Consider the following 18615-nt stretch of genomic DNA (forward strand, 5'->3'; position numbering starts at 1 on the left):
AAGCGGTTATTTTCAGAAGTTTTCAAAGAATCCTTTGTAACTTCAACCACTTGCGCTTTCGATCTCTCGTCAGCGGGAGGCGAATTCTACAGCGTTACTCGCTGCTGTCAACACCTCTTTTTCAACTCCCTTTCGGCTTCGATGACCTGAAGCAACCTGCTGCCGAAAACTGCGTAACTCATTGTTTACCAAGGAGTTTTCCGTTTCGACTGCGCCGGAAGTGGGGCGAATTATAGGCTTCTAAAATTCGCCGTCAACCCTTTATTTCAGGTTTATTCGGATTTGAGCGTAATACGCGCAAATGCCTTCTTCCCTGCCTGGCAAACATGGGTCGCGCCCAGCACGTATATAAAGGAGCGATCAACAACCTCGCCATCTATACGCACACCACCAGAACCAAGGAGGTCCCGCGCAACAGCAGAGTTCTTCACCAGACCCGCCTTGTTAAGAACGGCAGCGATCGGCATATCTTCGGCGGCGGTCAATTCGATCTCGGGCAAATCATCCGGCAGCTCGCCGTCCTTCATACGATTACCGGCCGCACGATGAGCATTGGCCGCAGCCTCCTCACCGTGGAAGCGAGCAACAATTTCTTCAGCAAGCTTGATCTTGATATCACGCGGATTAGCACCCGCCTCTACATCAGCACGGAAAGCATTGATCTCATCCATGGAGCGGAAGCTGAGCAACTCGAAGTAACGCCACATCAGAGCATCAGGAATGGAAACCAGCTTGCCATACATCACGCCTGGCGCTTCCTGGATACCTACATAGTTGCCCAAGGATTTGGACATCTTCTTCACGCCATCCAGACCTTCGAGCAATGGCATGGTCAGAATGCACTGAGCCTCCTGACCATAACCGCGCTGCAACTCGCGCCCCATCAGCAGGTTGAACTTCTGATCGGTACCACCCAACTCGACATCAGCACGCAAGGCAACCGAGTCATACCCCTGAACCAGCGGATAGAGAAACTCGTGAATGGCAATGGGCTGATTGGTTGTGTAGCGCTTGTCGAAGTCATCGCGCTCGAGCATACGCGCGACGGTGTACTGCGAAGTGAGGCGAATGAAATCGGCCGGCCCCATCTGATCCATCCAGGTGGAGTTGAATGCCACTTCGGTCTTGGCCGGATCAAGAATCTTGAAGACCTGAGTCTTGTAGGTCTCTGCGTTCTCGAGAACCTGCTCGCGAGTCAGCGGAGGGCGCGTCGCACTCTTGCCGCTCGGATCGCCAATCATTCCGGTGAAGTCGCCAATCAGGAAGATCACCTGGTGCCCCAACTCCTGGAACTGACGCAGCTTATTGATAAGCACCGTGTGACCCAGGTGCAAATCCGGCGCAGTCGGATCGAAGCCTGCCTTAATACGCAGCGGCTGGCCGCGCTTGAGCTTTTCAATCAGCTCGGACTCGACCAACAGTTCTTCCGCACCACGTTTGATCAGCGCTAGCTGCTCTTCAACCGACTTCATAACAGACCCGCAAGGCTCAGATTCAAAGGGAACCAACCATACAAGAACGCGCGTCAAATACAAGGTTTGCCCGGCGCACGGACGCCAATCCGTGGACAGAGAGTCCGCGAGCTTGCTTAAGAGATGATTTGGTTATATTTTATACAGTTATTTCATCTTCATCATGTCATTCATCTTTTCCAATTCATCTTTTTCAAAGTCAAAATTACCTATGACCAAAGAATCGTCTAAAGCGCCACCGCTTTACCCGAAGACCCACCTGCTCGCAGCAAGTGGTATCGCCGCTCTTCTGAGCCTGGCGCTTCTGGTGTTTCCTTCCAGTGATGTCGAAGCAAAAAAGACGACCCTGAGTCTTGAACTGGAAAGCCCTGCTGAACAACTGACACAAGATCAAGACGCTGCCGAGGCCGTCCAGGCCACAAATGAGCCAGCAACTTCTCCATTCGCGCAGATTGAAAACAGCGCGCAAGACACTCAGGAAACCGCCCAAGCCGCACCCGCACCGGTTGTCGAAGAAAAGAAGGCGCCAAACCACAGGGAAGTGATCGTCGCCAAGGGCGACACCCTCTCCACTCTGTTCGAGAAGGTTGGTCTTCCGGCCACGTCGGTGCATGAAGTGCTGGCCAGCGACAAGCAGGCCAAGCAATTCAGCCAACTCAAGCACGGACAGAAACTCGAATTCGAACTGAACCCGGATGGCCAGCTGACCAACCTTCACAGCAAGGTCAGCGATCTCGAAACCATCACCCTGACCAAGAACGACAAGGGCTATACGTTCAACCGCATCACTGCCAAGCCAACCGTGCGCTCCGCCTATGTTCATGGCGTGATCAACAGCTCGCTGTCGCAATCTGCCGCTCGCGCCGGTCTGTCCCATAGCCTGACCATGGACATGGCCAGTGTGTTTGGCTATGACGTCGACTTCGCCCAGGACATTCGCCAGGGTGACGAGTTCGACGTGATCTACGAACAGAAAGTCGTCAATGGCAAAGCCGTCGGCAATGGCCCGATCCTGTCCGCGCGCTTCACCAACCGCGGCAAGACTTACACCGCCGTGCGTTACACCAATAAACAAGGCAACAGCAGCTACTACACCGCTGACGGCAACAGCATGCGCAAGGCGTTCATCCGCACCCCGGTAGACTTCGCCCGCATCAGCTCGAAGTTCTCCATGGGCCGCAAGCATCCGATCCTGAACAAGATCCGCGCCCATAAAGGCGTCGACTACGCAGCCCCGCGCGGCACGCCAATCAAGGCCGCCGGCGATGGCAAAGTATTGCTCGCCGGCCGCCGTGGCGGTTACGGCAACACCGTGATCATCCAGCATGGCAATACCTACCGAACCCTGTACGGCCACATGCAGGGCTTTGCCAAAGGTGTCCAGACGGGCAGCAATGTCAAACAGGGGCAGGTGATTGGCTACATCGGCACCACCGGATTGTCTACCGGCCCGCACCTGCACTATGAGTTCCAGGTCAATGGCGTGCACGTCGACCCGCTGGGTCAGAAAGTGGCAATGGCTGATCCGATTTCCAAAGCAGAACGTGCACGTTTCCTCGCGCAGAGCCAACCGTTGATGGCTCGCATGGACCAAGAGAAAGCCACTCAACTGGCTTCGAGTAAACGCTAAGCCATGGCGCTCTATATAGGTGTTATGTCCGGAACCAGCCTTGATGGCCTGGACATTGCGCTGATCGAGCTCGCCCCGGCGATCAAACTGATCGCCACGCATTACATCCCCATGCCCGAATCCCTGCGCGCCGAGCTGCTTGGCTTGTGCGCCAGCGGCCCGGACGAGATTGCCCGCTCTGCCATTGCCCAACAGAACTGGGTAAAACTGGCCGCACAGGGCATTCACACTCTACTTGCTCAACAGCACCTAAAACCTGACGACATTCGCGCGATTGGCAGCCACGGGCAGACCATTCGCCACGAACCGGCACGCGGCTTCACGGTGCAGATCGGCAACCCGGCACTGCTGACCGAACTGACAGGTATCACCGTCGTCGGCGACTTCCGCAGTCGCGACGTTGCGGCAGGCGGACAAGGCGCGCCGCTGGTTCCTGCCTTTCATGAAGCCTTGTTCGAAGAGCGTGTCGGCAACCGCGCCGTACTGAACGTCGGCGGCTTCAGCAACCTCAGCCTCATAGAACCTGGCAAACCCGTCGCCGGCTTCGACTGCGGTCCAGGGAATGTGCTGCTGGATGCGTGGATACACCAGCAACGCGGCGCCAACTTTGACCGCGATGGCCAGTGGGCCGCCAGTGGCAAGGTTGAACCGGTACTGCTGAGGGCGTTGCTCAGCGATTCGTTTTTCGTGACCAAAGGCCCGAAAAGTACCGGTCGTGAAGTGTTCAACCTGCCGTGGTTGATGCAACACCTGGCACCGCTGCCAACTTTCGCCGCAGAAAATGTGCAGGCAACGCTGCTAGAGCTCACCGCACTGACCATCGTCGAGTCACTGCAAAGCGCCCAATCGGATACGCAGGAGCTGCTGGTCTGCGGCGGCGGCGCGCATAACACTACACTGATGAATCGCCTCGCCGGCCTGCTACCGAAGACAAAAGTCAGCAGCACATCCGCATACGGCGTAGATCCTGACTGGGTCGAAGCCATGGCCTTTGCCTGGCTGGCCCACTGCTGCCTCGAGGGCATCGCAGCCAATCGCCCGAGCGTCACCGGCGCCCGAGGCTTGCGCGTATTGGGCGCAATCTATCCCGCATAAACGTCAGACAGCAAAACGCCGCAGGGCCGTGAAGCCATGCGGCGTTTTAATGATACAGGCGCGCTGATCAGATCGAGAACGAGGAGCCACAACCACAGGTAGTGGTCGCGTTCGGGTTCTTGATGACGAAACGCGAACCTTCCAGACCTTCCTGGTAATCCACCTCGGCACCTGCCAGGTACTGGAAGCTCATCGGATCGACAACCAGACTCACGCCTTCGCGCTCGACGATGGTGTCGTCATCGGCCACTTCTTCATCGAAGGTGAAGCCATACTGAAAACCTGAACAACCGCCGCCCGTAACGAATACGCGCAGCTTCAAGCGATCATTCCCCTCTTCATCGACCAGGCTCTTCACCTTGTGCGCGGCACCGTGTGTGAATTGCAAAGCCGTGGGGGTGAAGGATTCGACGCTCATGCTGACTATCTCCCGGCGTTACGCCGCCATAATGCGTGATGACGCGCATTATCCGCTTGTCCTAGAAAATCGGTCAACTATTGTTATGGTATATCAACCATCTCAATCGTCAGCCCGGAATGCAAAAAGGCCCGTTCAACGGGCCTTTTCACTTTAAGTGGTAAAGCCTTACGGCAACATGCCCGCGTGGGAAAGACCCAGACGCTCATCCAGCCCGAACAGGATGTTCATGTTCTGAACCGCCTGGCCCGATGCACCTTTGACCAGGTTATCGATCACCGACAACACCACCACCAGATCACCGTCCTGTGGACGATGCACCGCGATACGGCAAACGTTGGCGCCGCGCACGCTACGGGTCTCCGGATGGCTGCCGGCCGGCATGACATCGACGAACGGCTCGTTGGCATAACGCTTTTCGAACAACGCCTGCAGATCTACCGAGCGATCCACCACGGTGGCGTAAAGCGTCGAGTGAATGCCACGGATCATCGGCGTCAGGTGTGGAACGAAGGTCAGGCCAACGTCCTTGCCCGCCGCACGACGCAGACCCTGGCGGATTTCCGGCAAATGACGGTGCCCTTTGACGGCGTAGGCCTTCATGCTTTCCGACGTCTCTGAGTACAACGAACCTACAGCTGCGCCACGACCAGCACCACTGACGCCGGATTTGCAGTCGGCGATCAGGCGCGAGGCATCGGCCAACCCCGCTTCAAGCAGTGGCAGGAAGCCCAGCTGCGTAGCGGTCGGATAGCAACCCGGCACAGCGATCAGGCGTGCCTGTTTGATCTGCTCGCGATTGACTTCCGGCAGCCCATAGACCGCCTCCTCCAACAGTTCAGGCGCGCCATGCGGCTGGCCGTACCATTTGGCCCACTCATCGGCATCTTGCAGACGGAAGTCCGCAGACAGGTCAATGACCTTGGTCCCGGCCGCCAGCAACTCACCTGCCAAGGCGTGTGCAACACCGTGAGGCGTTGCGAAGAACACCACGTCGCAGGCACCCAAAGTCTTGATGTCCGGAACGCTGAACGCCAGGCCGTCGTAATGGCCTCGCAGGTTCGGGTACATATCGGCCACGGCCAGGCCGGCCTCGGATCGGGAAGTGATGACAACCACTTCTGCTTGCGGATGCTGCGCCAACAGACGCAGCAGTTCGACACCGGTGTAACCCGTGCCGCCGACGATACCGACCTTGACCATAAACCTGCCCTCAACGAACCCACTGGAAAGCCGTCGATAATAGGGGCCGCGCGCGCCTGCGACAACCTGCAAGGTGACGTGCGGAGCGTCAAGCCTCTACTATCCGGGCTACCGTGAACCTGGGAACAACTAAAAATGCTTTATCTATGGCTCAAAGCTTTTCACATCATCAGCGTCGTGTGCTGGTTTGCCGGCCTGTTTTATCTGCCGCGCCTGTTCGTTTACCACGCTCAAAGCGAAGATACCGTCAGCAAGGAACGCTTCAGCATCATGGAGCGCAAGCTGTATCGCGGCATCATGGGTCCGGCGATGATCGCTACACTGATTTTCGGTGGCTGGCTGATCAGTCTTAATCCGGGCGCCTATTTCAGTCAGGGAGGCTGGATGCACGCCAAGCTGACCCTCGTGGTGTTGCTGATCGGCTATCACCACATGTGCGGCGCCCAGGTAAAGCGTTTTGCCCGTGGCGAAAACACCCGCAGCCATGTCTTTTATCGCTGGTTCAATGAAGTGCCTGTTCTGATATTGCTGGCAGTCGTAATTCTGGTCGTCGTTCGGCCGTTCTAAATCCAACAGGTATAACTCACCGGGGTACTTCCAATGGCACTGCCCGCTCTGCTCGAACAACGTTTGCGTCTGCCCGTGGTTGCAGCGCCAATGTTCCTGATTTCCAATCCGCACCTGGTACTCGCCTGCTGCCGCAATGGCGTGGTTGGCAGCTTTCCAGCACTGAACCAGCGCGAGAGTAGCGGTTTCAAGGCTTGGCTGGAGGAAATCGAAGCCGGGCTGGCAACGCTGGAAAACCCCGCGCCGTATGCGGTCAACCTGATCGTCCACAACAGCAACCCACGACTGCAGGCGGACCTGGAAATCTGCATCGAGCACAAAGTGCCGATCGTGATCACCAGCCTCGGAGCCGTGAAAGAGGTGGTTGATGCAGTACACAGCTATGGTGGCCTGGTATTTCATGATGTGACGACGCGACGCCATGCGGAGAAAGCGGCCGGGGCCGGCGTGGATGGCTTGATCGCTGTCGCTGCGGGTGCCGGGGGGCATGCCGGGACCTGGAGTCCGTTTTCGCTGATCGCCGAGATCCGCCAGTTCTTCGACAAGACGTTGCTGTTGGCTGGCTGCCTAAACCACGGTCACGAAATTCTCGCCGCGCAACTACTAGGTGCGGACCTCGCCTACTTCGGCACGCGATTTATCGGTACCACCGAAAGTCATGCGCCTGAGGCCTACAAAGAGATGCTGCTGACTTCCAGGGCCGCAGACATCATCCATACTCCCGCAGTGTCGGGCGTACCAGCGAGTTTCATGCGCCAAAGCCTGGAGGCTGCCGGTTTCGACATGGCCGCGCTGCAAAACAAGGGCGAAGTCAATTTCGGCTCGAAGCTCAAGCCGTTGAGCGACGAAGCCAAGGCCTGGAAAACCGTTTGGTCGGCGGGCCAGGGTGTCGGTGAAATTGATGACCTGCCAAGCGTCGATCAACTGGTGACGCGTCTCGACGCCGAGTACCGCAAGGCACTGGAACACGCAGCGCAACTACCCAAGCGCTGGCCGCGCTGAAAGAAATCCGGACCAGCGACGCCAGGCTGGTCTTACACTCACTGCTTCAACACGCGCGACAAGGATGCCTCGGCCATGAGTGAACCCCGCTACAAGATCGTTTTCGACGGTGCTCTACAGCCCGGTGTCGAAATCACCACGGCCAAGCTCAACCTGGCCGGTCTGTTCAAGAGTGATGTCAGCGCTATCGAGCGCCTGTTCAGTGGTCGCGCCGTCGCACTCAAGCGCGATTTGTCTCACAGTGACGCACAGACTTATCTACAGGCGCTGAGCAAAACCGGCATCGACGCCCGGATAGAAACCGAGACGCCGATCGAGTTGAATCTGTCGGACGTTCACGAACACGTCGATACCACACAGGAACCCGATTCCCCCTATGCGCCGCCCCGGGCCAACGTCGGCGACAGCCTTCCCGAATTCGCCACACTCAAGCCGTTCAGCGTCGAAGGGCGGATAGGCCGCCTGCGTTTTCTGGCCTGGACCATGGTCCTTAGCCTGGTGACCTTGCCCATCGTGGGCGTGTTCGCACTCATCGGCCTCGGACTGGTCAGTGGCGACTCCACCACAGGCCTGATCATCGGCGGCATCTTTGCGTTTTTCCTGTTCCTCGCGTTCGTGATTGTCAGCATTCTGTTCAGCGTTCAGCGCCTGCACGATATCGGCTGGTCAGGCTGGCTTTGGTTGCTGAACCTCGTACCCTTCGTGGGCAGCTTCTTCCCGCTGGTGATCATGGTCGTGCCAGGCAACACTGGAGCCAACCGTTATGGCCCGCCTCCCCCACCCAACAGCACCGCGGTGAAAGTGCTGTGTTCATTGTGGATTGTATTCATCGGTCTGTTTTTCGTCGGCGCCATGCTCGGTGGTATCTCCGCCATCCAGCAGGAATACGAAAGCAGCCTGGAAAGCAGCTACGAAAGTGGCTCGGTGATCACCGATGAAATCGACGTTGAGACCGAAACGCCCGCAATTTCAACGGACGATGCAGCCGAAGCAGCCCAGCCCCCTGTAGACTCTGCGCAAGAATGAACAGCGCTCCCTGCTCGTGACACCTGCGTCGCGGCACGGAGCTGTTGCGATGGAGAACTGCATGACCCGTTACGCACTGATCACTGGCGCATCCAGCGGCATCGGCCTGGCCCTGGCCGAAGCGCTGGCCCGGCGCGGCCGCAGTCTGATTCTAGTGGCCCGACAACGTGATCAGCTGGAAAGTATTGCGATCGAACTGACTCAACGGTTTGGCGTGGAAGTGTTGTTCCGTGCCTGCGACCTGGGTGAGCCGCTGCGGCTGTCCGGCTTTCTACTGGAGCTCGAGGAGGGTGACCGGCAGATCGACCTGCTGGTCAACTGCGCCGGTATTGGCACCTGCGGACCGTTTCTGGCTCAGGACTGGATGACCGAGCAGGATCTGATTGAAGTAAACATTCTGGCGCTCACTCGCCTGTGCCATGCCATCGGCAACAGCATGGCGCTGCAGGGCGGCGGGCAGATCCTGAACGTCGCCTCGGTCGCAGCCTTTCATCCCGGCCCGTGGATGAGCACTTATTACGCGAGCAAGGCGTATGTGCTGCACTTTTCCGAAGGACTGCGCGTCGAGCTGAAAAAATGTGCGGTCAAGGTCTCGGTGCTCTGCCCCGGTCCGACTCGCACGGCGTTTTTCCGCACCGCGCAGTTGAACGCGGACAAGTTGGCCGACAGCAAGCTGCTGATGAGCCCCGAGGAAGTCGCGCTCTATACCGTTCGAGCCCTGGAGAAAAATCGCGCAATCATTATTCCTGGTCGACGCAACCGCTGGTTTGCCGCCCTGCCCCGGTTCGGCTCGCGATGGCTGATCCGGACAATCACCGGCATGGTCAACAAGGCTTACTGCCCGCGCTGAACTGTCCTACGGTAAAACACTGGGCTGGTGCATTCCCCATGGGTACACTCAGGCCAGCTCAAACAACGGAGAAACAGCTGTGGATACTCTGTTCACCAAGATCATCAACCGGGAAATCCCGGCGAAGATCATTTACGAGGACGACCAGGTACTGGCCTTCCACGACATCGCCCCGCAGGCACCGGTGCATTTTCTGGTGGTTCCGAAAAAGCCCGTACGCACATTGAATGACCTGACCGAGGACGACAAGGCACTGGCCGGGCATATTCTGTTCACCGCCCAGCGCCTGGCCCTGGAACTGGGTTGCGAAAAAGGCTTCCGCGTCGTCATGAACTGCAATGAAGAAGGTGGACAGACCGTCTATCACATTCATATGCACGTGCTGGGACAGCGCCAGATGCACTGGCCGCCGGGCTGATTGCAACAAACCTTGTGGGAGCGGCGCACCGCCGCCCCCACAAATGCATCACAGCATTGTCATGGCAACTGCAGCACAATGACCCAGCGCAAACCTTCCCCGGCCGATTGGGTTAAACTGGCCGCCGAGATTCCTCCGGAGGTCAGCATGACTACCCAACGTCACTACTCGCCGATTGACCGCCTTCTGCTGCAAGCCGATGCCGCGATGCGTACCTTGTTGCCCTTCAGTGGCCAGCCGTACCGTCCATCGCCCGCCATCGTGCAGCCGGATGCAAAACTGAGCGACGAAGACACCCGGCACGTTGCCGGCCTGATGCGCATCAACCATACCGGTGAAGTCTGCGCCCAGGCGCTGTACCAGGGGCAGGCCTTGACCGCCAAGCTGCCGCAAGTGCGTGAAGCCATGGAACATGCCGCCGAAGAAGAAGTCGACCATTTGGTCTGGTGCGAGCAACGCATCAAGCAGTTGGGCAGCCATACCAGCATTCTCAATCCGCTGTTCTACGGCATGTCGTTCGGGATTGGTGCGGTCGCGGGGCTGATCAGCGACAAAGTCAGCCTGGGTTTCGTCGCGGCGACGGAAGATCAGGTGTGCAAACACCTGAACGAACACCTTGAGCAGCTGCCGGCGGAGGATGAAAAGTCCCGGGCGATTCTTGAGCAGATGCGCATTGATGAAGAGCAGCATGCCGAAAGTGCACTCGAGGCCGGCGGTTTCCGCTTTCCTGCACCGGTGAAGTTCGGGATGAGCTTGATGGCGAAGGTGATGACCAAGAGCACTTATCGGATCTGAGCATTGTAGGGGCAGTGCGGCCGTCATCGCGGGTAAGCCCGCTCCCACAGTTTTTATTAAAGACATGAAAAAGGCGACTGCCGTCAGGTAGTCGCCTTTTTTGTGTTCGAAGATCTTAGTTCGGCATATTGCGCGCGTAGAAGATTTCGAGCATTTCGTGTTTCACACGCTCGGTCACCTGGGTACGTTGCTCAGGTGACAGGTTGCTGGTGGCGTCGCCGAACAGGTAGTTATCCAGTTCGAAGTTCTTCAGCAGCATTTTGGTGTGGAACAGGTTTTCCTGGTACACGTTCACGTCGGTCATCTGGTACGCGTCGCGGGTGTCTTCGGAGAGGTAGTTCTGAATCGAGTTGATCTCGTGGTCGATGAAGTGCTTCTTGCCTTCAACGTCACGGGTAAAGCCGCGCACACGATAATCCACGGTCACGATGTCCGAATCGAACTGGTGAATCAGGAAGTTGAGCGCTTTGAGCGGTGAAATGACCCCGCACGTCGACACGTCGATATCCACACGGAAAGTGGCAATACCGTCATCCGGATGGATTTCCGGGTAGGTGTGCACCGTGATATGGCTCTTGTCGAGGTGGGCCAGGATGATCTCGGGCAATGGACCCGGGGATTCTTCGATCTGACTGTCGGTCGGGGTCACCGGCTCTTCAGAGATCAGAATCGTGACGCTGGCGCCCTGCGGTTCGTAATCCTGACTGGCGATGTTCAGGATGTTGGCACCAATGATATCGACAACTTCTGTGAGGATCTGCGTCAGGCGCTTGGCGTTGTACTCTTTATTGATGTACTCGACGTAAGCCTGTTGGTCTTGCGGGGTTTCCGCGTAGCAGATGTCATAGATGTTGAAGCTCAAGGTCTTTGTCAGGTTATTGAACCCGTGGAGCTTGAGTTTGCTTTTCACCGTTAAAAACTCTCTATGTATTGCGGCCCGGCCGCGTGATCAAGCATGCCCGTCAGATGCGAACGACGCACCTGCGTAGGACGGTTAACACCTCTTCGCGATGGCGATTTTGGTTGTCTGTTCGGGTGTGCGGCCTGTCGGCTGACAGGCCACTACCCTGAAAAAAGTGGCGCATTATGCAGACGTCAGCAGGGGATCGCCAGAGTCTGCACAGACTTTATGATAGTTGAATGTCGATTCAGCCAAGCTCGATGATTTCGTAGTCGTGAGTGATCTCGACACCGGCAGCGCCCAGCATGATCGACGCCGAGCAATACTTCTCGGCGGACAGCTCAATGGCGCGCTTGACCTGGGCCTCTTTCAGCCCGCGGCCCTTGACCACGAAGTGCATGTGGATTTTGGTGAATACTTTCGGATCTTCGGTTGCGCGCTCGGCTTCGAGGAAGGCTTCGCAGCTCTCGACCGCCTGGCGGGATTTCTTGAGGATGCTGACCACGTCGAAATTGCTGCAACCGCCAACACCCAGCAGGAGCATTTCCATCGGCCGGACACCCAGGTTACGACCGCCGGCATCGGGCGGACCGTCCATGACCACGACATGACCGCTGCCGGATTCGCCGAGGAACATGGCTTCGCCAGCCCATTGGATGCGTGCCTTCATCGCCAAGACTCCACTGTCTAAAAAAGGGTCGCCAGCTTAGCACAGGCCCCGTGATTGACCGCGTTCGCCTTCCTAGGACATAACCATCTGCCTTGTAGGTAAATTCTCGAATATTGCAGGAAGTGTCTGTTAAGCTGACGCCAAATCGCTGGCGCATAGCCATCTTCGCAACTGTTTCCGTAATTCCTAAAAAAACCAACATATCCGTGCAGTCATTTCGGGATACAACCATGGTTGCTATTGCCCCCACACCCAAGATCAAGAACCTCGACAAGCTGTTGATGCATTGCCAGCGCCGTCGTTATCTGGCCAAGAGCAACATCATCTGTGCCGGCGACCGCTCGGAAACGCTGTTCTTCATCATTAAAGGTTCGGTCACGATTCTGATCGAGGATGACGATGGTCGAGAAATGATCATCGCCTACCTGAACGCCGGGGACTTTTTTGGCGAACTGGGCCTGTTTGAACAAGCAGGCCAGGAACAGGAACGCAGCGCCTGGGTGCGCGCCAAGGTCGAATGCGAAGTTGCGGAAATCAGTTATGCGAAATTCCGTGAATTGTCGCAGCAGGATCCAGACATTCTTTACGTGCTTAGCGGACAAATCGCACAACGCCTGCGTAATACCACTCGCAAGGTGGGTGACCTGGCGTTTTTCGACGTAACCGGTCGTGTTGCTCGCTGCCTACTGGAACTGTGCAAGCAACCGGATGCGATGACTCACCCCGACGGCATGCAGATCAAGGTGACCCGTCAGGAAATCGGGAGGATTGTCGGTTGTTCGCGGGAGATGGTCGGTCGCGTACTCAAGGATCTGGAGGAACGCAACCTGGTGGACGTCAAAGGCAAGACCATGGTGGTCTTCGGTACGCGCTAAATCCGGATATTCAAGCGCCGAACATCTGCACCAGCATTTGCCGGTAGAGCTCGTCGAGACGTGCCAGCGCACCTGGTGGCGTGAACTTCTCATGCAGGGCGATATGACTCTCGGCACGCACCCGTTGCTCCAGACCGCAAGCCTTGTTGAAGCGATTGACCGCCGCAACCATCGATTCGCGCTCGTTATCCAGCAGCATTGCACCATGTACCAGCCCGACCGGACGCTGACCGCCTTGACTCTGCCGCCAGCGCTGGGCGGTGCCTACCATCTTGCGCCCGTCCAGATTGACGTTGAAGCGTCCGTCGCAAAACGCGCCGTCGATTTCGCCAAGGGATGAAGTGCCACCCAGCTCATCCAGCAACTGACAGATCGGATCGCACAGGCGTCGGTAACCGGATTCGATGCGGTTAAGGTCGCCTTCGCTGCGCGGTGGCGCGTAAACCAGTGCGATATTGAGGGTCGAGGCCGATTGTGGCACCGGCTCGCCGCCGGTTTCGCGTAGCAGCACTGGCCAGCCTGCCGCTGCCGAGACTTCGCATGCTGCCTCGAAACCCGGCAAGCGATTCAAGCGGCGGGGCATGACCAGCGCCCGATCACTCGGTTGCCAGAACAGCAGGCCGAATTCCGCGTCGCCGGCACAGACCGATGCCAACAGATCCTGTTCGGCTTGAAGGCCGGTTTCGATGGTCAGGGAGAGAGGTGAGGTCATAAGGTTTTCCGTAGGACTTGAAGCCTGTGGTGCATCTTATGCCGCCTTCGCGAGCAGGCTCGTTCCCACAAGGGATCTGCTGATACCAGAGATCTAATGTGGGAGCAGGCTTGCTCGCGAAAGGGTCGACTCGGTCGATGAGCAATCAGTCGAGGGTCGAACCGCTGACAGGAATGCCACGCTCAGGGAAGAACAATCGCTGCAATTCAGTACCCGGGCTCTCGGCACGCATGAAGGCTTCGCCCACCAGAAACGCGTAAACGTCGCTGATTTCCATCAATTCGACATCGGCGCGATTGAGGATGCCGCTTTCGGTGATCACCAGGCGGTCGCGCGGGATACGCGGCAACAGATCCAGAGTGGTTTCCAGGCTGACCTCGAAGGTGTGCAGGTTGCGGTTGTTCACGCCAACCAATGGCGTGTCGAGGGTCTTCAAGGCCCGCTCCAGTTCGTCGCCATCGTGGACTTCCACCAGCACATCGAGGCCGACGCTTTTTGCTACCGACGCCAGCTCGGCCATTTTCACGTCATCCAGAGCGGAGACGATCAACAGCACGCAGTCGGCGCCCAAGGCACGGGCTTCGACGATCTGGTAGGGATCGATCATGAAGTCCTTGCGGATTACCGGCAGATTGCATGCCGCGCGGGCCTGCTGCAGGTACGCGTCGGCGCCCTGGAAGTAATCGATATCGGTCAGTACGGACAGACAGGTCGCACCGCCCTTCTCGTAGCTTTTGGCGATGTCGGCGGGAACGAAGTTCTCGCGGATCACGCCTTTGCTCGGCGAGGCTTTCTTGATCTCGGCAATGACTGCCGGCTGTTTCAGCTTGGCCTGAGCCAGCAACGCCTGGGCAAAACCACGGGGTGCATCGGCCGCCTTGGCCAGACGTTCCAGCTCGGCGAGGCTTACACGAGCGCTACGCTCGGCAACTTCCTCGACCTTGCGCGCCAGAATGTTTTCCAGAACCGTCGGTACACTCATCCCTCATTCTCCACTTTGAATACCGCGGTAAAGGCACCCAGTTCTTCGAGTTTTTCCCGAGCCAGACCGGTGTGCAGGGCGTCGTGCGCAAGCTCCACGCCTTGTTTCAAACTACTGGCCAGGTCAGCGGCATACAGCGCCGCCCCGGCATTGAGCACAATCATTTCGGCGGCTTTCTGGCCGTTCTCGGTTTTACGCTTGCCCAGCGCATCACGGATCAGCGCCAGCGAGGCCTCCGGGCCATCCACCGACAGACCATGCAGGCTCTGACTCTTCATGCCCAGATCTTCTGGTTCGACCCAGTACTCGGTGATCTGATCATTCTTGAGTTCGGCGACAAAGGTTGGTGCCGCCAGGCTGAATTCGTCCAGTCCGTCTTTCGAATGCACCACCAGCACATGCTTGCTGCCCAGACGTTGCAGGACTTCGGCCAATGGCCGGCACAACGCCTGATTGAACACGCCGACCACCTGATGTTTCACGCCAGCCGGATTCGTAAGCGGGCCGAGCATGTTGAACAGGGTTCGCAGGCCGAGATCGCGGCGCGGGGCGGCAGCGTACTTCATGGCTTTGTGATGGGTCTGGGCAAACATGAAACCGATGCCGACGTTGTCGATGCAACGCGCCACCTGAACAGGCGTCAGGTTGAGGTAGATCCCGGCCGCCTCAAGCAAATCGGCACTGCCGCTCTTGCCCGACACCGCACGGTTACCGTGCTTGGCCACGGTGCATCCTGCCGCTGCCACGACAAAGGAAGACGCGGTGGAAACGTTGAAAATGTTGGCACCATCACCACCGGTGCCGACTACATCCACCACGCCGTCGAGGGTCTTGAGTTCGACCTTGTCTGCCAGCTCGCGCATCACCGACACGGCGCCGACGATCTCATCGATGCTTTCGCTCTTCATGCGCATGGCCATCATGAACGCACCGATTTGCGCGTCCGTGCATTGCCCGGTCATGATTTCGCGCATCACATCGCGCATTTCATCAGTGGTGAGATCGAGCTGGTCGACGATACGGCTCAGGGCTGTCTTGATATTCATGAAAAGTCCTTAGCGCGTGCCGCCGGTTTGTTTGAGGAAGTTGGCGAACAGTTCGTGGCCTTGTTCGGTGAGGATCGACTCGGGGTGAAATTGCACCCCCTCGATGTTCAGGGTTTTATGGCGCAGGCCCATGATCTCGTCGACCGAACCGTCTTCGTGCTGAGTCCAGGCGGTCAGTTCAAGGCAGTCGGGCAGGGTTTCGCGCTTGACGATCAATGAATGATAGCGGGTAACCGTCAGCGGATTGTTCAGGCCTGCGAACACGCCCTTGTCCTCGTGGAACACCGGGCTGGTCTTGCCGTGCATGACCTGACGGGCACGGACCACATCACCGCCAAAGGCCTGGCCGATGGACTGGTGGCCGAGGCAGACACCAAGAATCGGCAGTTTGCCGCCAAAGTGTTTGATCACGTCAATCGAGACGCCGGCTTCGGTCGGGGTGCAAGGGCCAGGAGACACAACGATGCGCTCAGGGTTGAGGGCTTCGATTTCGGCAATGGTGAGTTCATCGTTGCGCACGACTTTGACCTGGGAGCCGAGCTCACCAAGGTACTGCACAACGTTGTAGGTAAAAGAGTCGTAGTTATCGATCATCAGCAACATGGCGTTAAGAACCTCTTGAATTCACTGACTTTAATACAGCCTTCGAATGATTGACCCGCAGCGTCCTGCACTTTGTCGGTCGCTGAAATCGCGCAGCAAAGCGGTGTGTCTTACGGGCAAAGAAGGCAAAGCGGTAAAGATCCGGCAGGGCCGGCAGAAGGATTCAGGCGCGCCAACGCCAGCGGGCGTGTGCCTTGATGACTTGATCCAGTAGTTTGCTGACGATCAACACGGGGAAGGTCTCATTTATACGTCTTGGCACAGTAACTTAGCTGGGCAGAGCGCGCAATATGGGGCGATCGAACCTTATGTAACATTCGGCGGGTTCGCGCCGAATGGCATCTGGCTCTATAGTTTTTGCCACTGTCGTTTCGCTCATTAAAACAATAAACAAACGGACTTGCTCATGATCAGACAGACGCTCTATGCACCGCTTGCCGGCTGCTTGCTTGCCATAGCCTGCACTCAAGCAATCGCGGCGCCCAACCCCTATTCGAATTTTATCGTCTTCGGCGACAGCCTCAACGATGCGGGGCAGTTTACCGACGCCGGTGGCCCTCCCGGCTCTACCCTGCGCTTCACCAACCGTACCGGACCGACTTATCAGGACGGCAGTGGCGAAGTTTACTCCGCAAACTCCACCCAACTGCTGGGTGCAAGACTCGGTTTTTCACCGGACCAGACCGCCGCTTCAACCTCGGCCGCGCGTGCTTCCCAGGGTTTGCCTGATGGCAATAACTGGGCCGTTGGTGGTTATCGCACCGACCAGATCCTCGACTCGATCACCACCGCATCCGCCACCGGTGAACGCACCCGTGCAGGCTATCTGCCGACCAACAACTTCCTCGCCGATCCGAACGCGCTGTATTACCTCTCCGGGGGTGGTAATGACTTTCTTCAAGGCCGTGTTCAAAGTGGCGCTCAAGCAAACGCCGCTGCGGACCGACTGGCAAACAGTGCTCAGGTTCTGCAAACCGCCGGCGCCCGATACATCATGGTCTGGCTGCTGCCCGACCTGGGTTTGACGCCAGCGATCAACGGCACGCCTCTGCAGACGCCCACGTCACAGCTGAGCGCAGCCTTCAACCGGCAATTGGTTACGCGACTGGCAGGGATCGATGCCGAAATCATCCCGCTGAACATTCCACTGCTGTTGCAGGAAACCTTCGCCGATCCAGCGCGATTCGGTTTCGCTACCGGCCAGAATCTGACTGCCACTTGTTTCAGTGGTGACAGCTGCACCGAAAACGCTACTTACGGCATTAACAGCGCCACCCCGGATCCAAGCAAGTTGATTTACAACGATGGGGTACATCCGACCGAAGCCGGGCAAAAGCTGGTGTCCGACTACGCATACTCCTTACTCGCTGCGCCCTGGGAGCTGACGCTGTTACCGGAAATGGCCCACGCCACCTTGCGTGCGCATCAGGATGAATTGCGCAGCCAATGGCAAGCGGACTGGGAGAACTGGCAAGCCGTCGGCCAATGGCGCGCCATCGTCGCCGGAGGCGGCCAGCATCTCGATGTCGACAGCCAGACCAGCGGCGCCAGCGCTGATGGCAGCGGCTACAACCTGAACATTGGCGGCAGCTATCGCCTCAATGAAGCCTGGCGTGTGGGCGTGGCGGCCGGCTTCTATCGTCAGAACCTGGAGGCAGGCAGTAACGACTCCGACTACAAACTCAACAGCTACCTGGCCACCGTATTCGCCCAGTTCCAGCAAAACCGTTGGTGGGCCGATGCCGCATTGACCGGCGGCAAACTGGACTACGACAACCTCAAGCGTAAATTCGACCTGGGTGCGAGCGAGGGTGCGGAAAAAGGCGACACCGATGGCTACCTCTGGGCGTTCAGCACACGTATTGGCTACGACATTGCGCAGCCGGGCAGTGAGTGGCACCTGTCACCGTTCATCAGCGCCGATTACGCGAAAGTGGAAGTCGACGGCTACTCGGAAAATGACAACCGCTCCACGGCATTGACCTTTGATGACCAGAAACGTGATTCAAAACGTCTCGGCGCCGGGCTGCAGGGTAAATACCAAATCACCCCGCAGACTCAAGTGTTCGGCGAATATGCCCATGAGCGCGAGTATGAGGACGATGTACAGAAGGTGAATATCGCTCTCAATAGCCTGCCAACTCTCGACTTCAAGCTTGTTGGCTACACGCCACAAAGCCACTTGAATCGTGTGAGTCTGGGAGTCAGCCACAAGTTGACCGCCGATCTGGCGCTGCGTGGCGGCTATACGTTGCGCAAGGACGACGACTTTACCCAGCAGGGGATTACCGTCGGCGTCAGTCTGGATTTTTGAAGAGCAACATTGACCTGTGGGAGCGAGCCTGCTCGC

At 57.7% G+C, this 18615-nt stretch carries 19 protein-coding genes; 10 read left to right on the forward strand and 9 right to left on the reverse strand.

Annotated elements, in window-relative coordinates; all coding sequences use genetic code 11:
* Positions 1-272: 272 nt before the first annotated feature.
* Entirely contained in the window at positions 273-1472 is a 1200-nt protein-coding gene (gene tyrS, locus CKW21_RS20905; protein ID WP_095195818.1) for a tyrosine--tRNA ligase, read from the reverse strand.
* A gap of 211 nt (positions 1473-1683) precedes the next feature.
* Here tyrS and CKW21_RS20910 point away from each other — a divergent pair, with 211 nt between their 5' ends.
* The gene (locus CKW21_RS20910; protein ID WP_095195819.1) at positions 1684-3102 is read left to right on the forward strand and encodes a peptidoglycan DD-metalloendopeptidase family protein; all 1419 of its coding nucleotides are present in this window, start codon (positions 1684-1686) and stop codon (positions 3100-3102) included.
* A 3-nt stretch (positions 3103-3105) separates the two neighbouring features.
* Positions 3106-4197, forward strand: a complete 1092-nt coding sequence (locus tag CKW21_RS20915) for an anhydro-N-acetylmuramic acid kinase (RefSeq protein ID WP_095195820.1) — start codon at positions 3106-3108, stop codon at positions 4195-4197.
* 67 nt (positions 4198-4264) lie between these two features.
* Here the strand turns inward: CKW21_RS20915 and erpA are convergent, their stop codons facing one another.
* Together erpA and argC are read right to left on the reverse strand one after the other, a co-directional pair.
* Positions 4265-4615, reverse strand: a complete 351-nt coding sequence (erpA, locus tag CKW21_RS20920; protein ID WP_007906865.1) for an iron-sulfur cluster insertion protein ErpA — start codon at positions 4613-4615, stop codon at positions 4265-4267.
* Between the two features lie 168 nt (positions 4616-4783).
* Complete coding sequence (gene argC / locus CKW21_RS20925; RefSeq protein WP_095195821.1) at positions 4784-5818, reverse strand: N-acetyl-gamma-glutamyl-phosphate reductase; 1035 nt, start codon at positions 5816-5818, stop codon at positions 4784-4786.
* 135 nt (positions 5819-5953) lie between these two features.
* On the opposite strand from argC, the gene hemJ reads away from it, so the two are divergent.
* The 6 genes from hemJ to coq7 all read left to right on the forward strand — a co-directional run bounded on the left by hemJ (position 5954) and on the right by coq7 (position 10476).
* Positions 5954-6385 (forward strand): protoporphyrinogen oxidase HemJ, encoded by a 432-nt coding sequence (gene hemJ / locus CKW21_RS20930; RefSeq protein ID WP_095195822.1) that lies wholly within the window; start codon positions 5954-5956, stop codon positions 6383-6385.
* A 33-nt stretch (positions 6386-6418) separates the two neighbouring features.
* Complete coding sequence (locus CKW21_RS20935; RefSeq protein WP_095195823.1) at positions 6419-7387, forward strand: nitronate monooxygenase family protein; 969 nt, start codon at positions 6419-6421, stop codon at positions 7385-7387.
* 75 nt (positions 7388-7462) lie between these two features.
* Complete coding sequence (locus tag CKW21_RS20940) at positions 7463-8413, forward strand: DUF805 domain-containing protein (protein ID WP_095195824.1); 951 nt, start codon at positions 7463-7465, stop codon at positions 8411-8413.
* Between the two features lie 61 nt (positions 8414-8474).
* Positions 8475-9263, forward strand: coding sequence for an SDR family oxidoreductase (locus CKW21_RS20945; protein WP_095195825.1), 789 nt, complete (start codon positions 8475-8477; stop codon positions 9261-9263).
* A 79-nt stretch (positions 9264-9342) separates the two neighbouring features.
* A complete protein-coding gene (locus tag CKW21_RS20950) occupies positions 9343-9681 on the forward strand; it encodes a histidine triad nucleotide-binding protein (RefSeq protein WP_007986008.1) in 339 nt (112 codons plus the stop codon).
* 147 nt (positions 9682-9828) lie between these two features.
* Positions 9829-10476, forward strand: coding sequence for a 2-polyprenyl-3-methyl-6-methoxy-1,4-benzoquinone monooxygenase (coq7, locus tag CKW21_RS20955; RefSeq protein ID WP_095196005.1), 648 nt, complete (start codon positions 9829-9831; stop codon positions 10474-10476).
* 115 nt (positions 10477-10591) lie between these two features.
* On the opposite strand, the gene speD is transcribed toward coq7, so the two are convergent.
* Positions 10592-11386 (reverse strand): adenosylmethionine decarboxylase, encoded by a 795-nt coding sequence (gene speD, locus CKW21_RS20960; RefSeq protein ID WP_095195826.1) that lies wholly within the window; start codon positions 11384-11386, stop codon positions 10592-10594.
* 238 nt (positions 11387-11624) lie between these two features.
* The gene (locus CKW21_RS20965) at positions 11625-12047 is read right to left on the reverse strand and encodes an OsmC family protein (protein WP_008061600.1); all 423 of its coding nucleotides are present in this window, start codon (positions 12045-12047) and stop codon (positions 11625-11627) included.
* 230 nt (positions 12048-12277) lie between these two features.
* On the opposite strand from CKW21_RS20965, the gene crp reads away from it, so the two are divergent.
* Entirely contained in the window at positions 12278-12922 is a 645-nt protein-coding gene (gene crp / locus CKW21_RS20970; protein ID WP_095195827.1) for a cAMP-activated global transcriptional regulator CRP, read from the forward strand.
* A 10-nt stretch (positions 12923-12932) separates the two neighbouring features.
* Here crp and CKW21_RS20975 read toward each other — a convergent pair whose 3' ends face one another.
* From CKW21_RS20975 to CKW21_RS20990, 4 genes are all read right to left on the reverse strand, one after another.
* Positions 12933-13634: a lipoate--protein ligase family protein gene (locus CKW21_RS20975; protein ID WP_095195828.1), complete on the reverse strand. Its 702-nt coding sequence runs from the start codon at positions 13632-13634 to the stop codon at positions 12933-12935.
* Between the two features lie 145 nt (positions 13635-13779).
* On the reverse strand, positions 13780-14616 hold the full coding sequence (gene trpC / locus CKW21_RS20980; protein ID WP_095195829.1) for an indole-3-glycerol phosphate synthase TrpC: 837 nt from the start codon (positions 14614-14616) through the stop codon (positions 13780-13782).
* The gene (gene trpD, locus CKW21_RS20985) at positions 14613-15662 is read right to left on the reverse strand and encodes an anthranilate phosphoribosyltransferase (RefSeq protein ID WP_095195830.1); all 1050 of its coding nucleotides are present in this window, start codon (positions 15660-15662) and stop codon (positions 14613-14615) included. The genes trpC and trpD overlap by 4 nt, the downstream gene beginning before the upstream one ends.
* Before the next feature lie 9 nt (positions 15663-15671).
* On the reverse strand, positions 15672-16265 hold the full coding sequence (locus CKW21_RS20990; protein ID WP_095195831.1) for an aminodeoxychorismate/anthranilate synthase component II: 594 nt from the start codon (positions 16263-16265) through the stop codon (positions 15672-15674).
* A gap of 406 nt (positions 16266-16671) precedes the next feature.
* Here CKW21_RS20990 and estP point away from each other — a divergent pair, with 406 nt between their 5' ends.
* Entirely contained in the window at positions 16672-18579 is a 1908-nt protein-coding gene (gene estP, locus CKW21_RS20995; protein WP_095195832.1) for an esterase EstP, read from the forward strand.
* The last annotated feature ends 36 nt before the right edge of the window (positions 18580-18615 follow it).

This window comes from Pseudomonas sp. Irchel 3A7 (assembly GCF_900187565.1).
Taxonomy (GTDB): domain Bacteria; phylum Pseudomonadota; class Gammaproteobacteria; order Pseudomonadales; family Pseudomonadaceae; genus Aquipseudomonas.

Excerpts from the sequence above, each read along its gene's own strand:
- erpA (WP_007906865.1), bottom strand. The coding sequence starts at position 4,615 with ATGAGCGTCGAATCCTTCACCCCCACGGCTTTGCAATTCACACACGGT.
- trpC (WP_095195829.1), bottom strand. The coding sequence starts at position 14,616 with ATGAGTGTACCGACGGTTCTGGAAAACATTCTGGCGCGCAAGGTCGAG.
- CKW21_RS20990 (WP_095195831.1), bottom strand. The coding sequence starts at position 16,265 with ATGTTGCTGATGATCGATAACTACGACTCTTTTACCTACAACGTTGTG.
- CKW21_RS20935 (WP_095195823.1), top strand. The coding sequence starts at position 6,419 with ATGGCACTGCCCGCTCTGCTCGAACAACGTTTGCGTCTGCCCGTGGTT.
- tyrS (WP_095195818.1), bottom strand. The coding sequence starts at position 1,472 with ATGAAGTCGGTTGAAGAGCAGCTAGCGCTGATCAAACGTGGTGCGGAA.
- CKW21_RS20910 (WP_095195819.1), top strand. The coding sequence starts at position 1,684 with ATGACCAAAGAATCGTCTAAAGCGCCACCGCTTTACCCGAAGACCCAC.
- CKW21_RS20915 (WP_095195820.1), top strand. The coding sequence starts at position 3,106 with ATGGCGCTCTATATAGGTGTTATGTCCGGAACCAGCCTTGATGGCCTG.
- crp (WP_095195827.1), top strand. The coding sequence starts at position 12,278 with ATGGTTGCTATTGCCCCCACACCCAAGATCAAGAACCTCGACAAGCTG.
- trpD (WP_095195830.1), bottom strand. The coding sequence starts at position 15,662 with ATGAATATCAAGACAGCCCTGAGCCGTATCGTCGACCAGCTCGATCTC.
- coq7 (WP_095196005.1), top strand. The coding sequence starts at position 9,829 with ATGACTACCCAACGTCACTACTCGCCGATTGACCGCCTTCTGCTGCAA.
- CKW21_RS20965 (WP_008061600.1), bottom strand. The coding sequence starts at position 12,047 with ATGAAGGCACGCATCCAATGGGCTGGCGAAGCCATGTTCCTCGGCGAA.
- argC (WP_095195821.1), bottom strand. The coding sequence starts at position 5,818 with ATGGTCAAGGTCGGTATCGTCGGCGGCACGGGTTACACCGGTGTCGAA.
- CKW21_RS20945 (WP_095195825.1), top strand. The coding sequence starts at position 8,475 with ATGACCCGTTACGCACTGATCACTGGCGCATCCAGCGGCATCGGCCTG.
- CKW21_RS20940 (WP_095195824.1), top strand. The coding sequence starts at position 7,463 with ATGAGTGAACCCCGCTACAAGATCGTTTTCGACGGTGCTCTACAGCCC.
- CKW21_RS20975 (WP_095195828.1), bottom strand. The coding sequence starts at position 13,634 with ATGACCTCACCTCTCTCCCTGACCATCGAAACCGGCCTTCAAGCCGAA.
- hemJ (WP_095195822.1), top strand. The coding sequence starts at position 5,954 with ATGCTTTATCTATGGCTCAAAGCTTTTCACATCATCAGCGTCGTGTGC.
- estP (WP_095195832.1), top strand. The coding sequence starts at position 16,672 with ATGATCAGACAGACGCTCTATGCACCGCTTGCCGGCTGCTTGCTTGCC.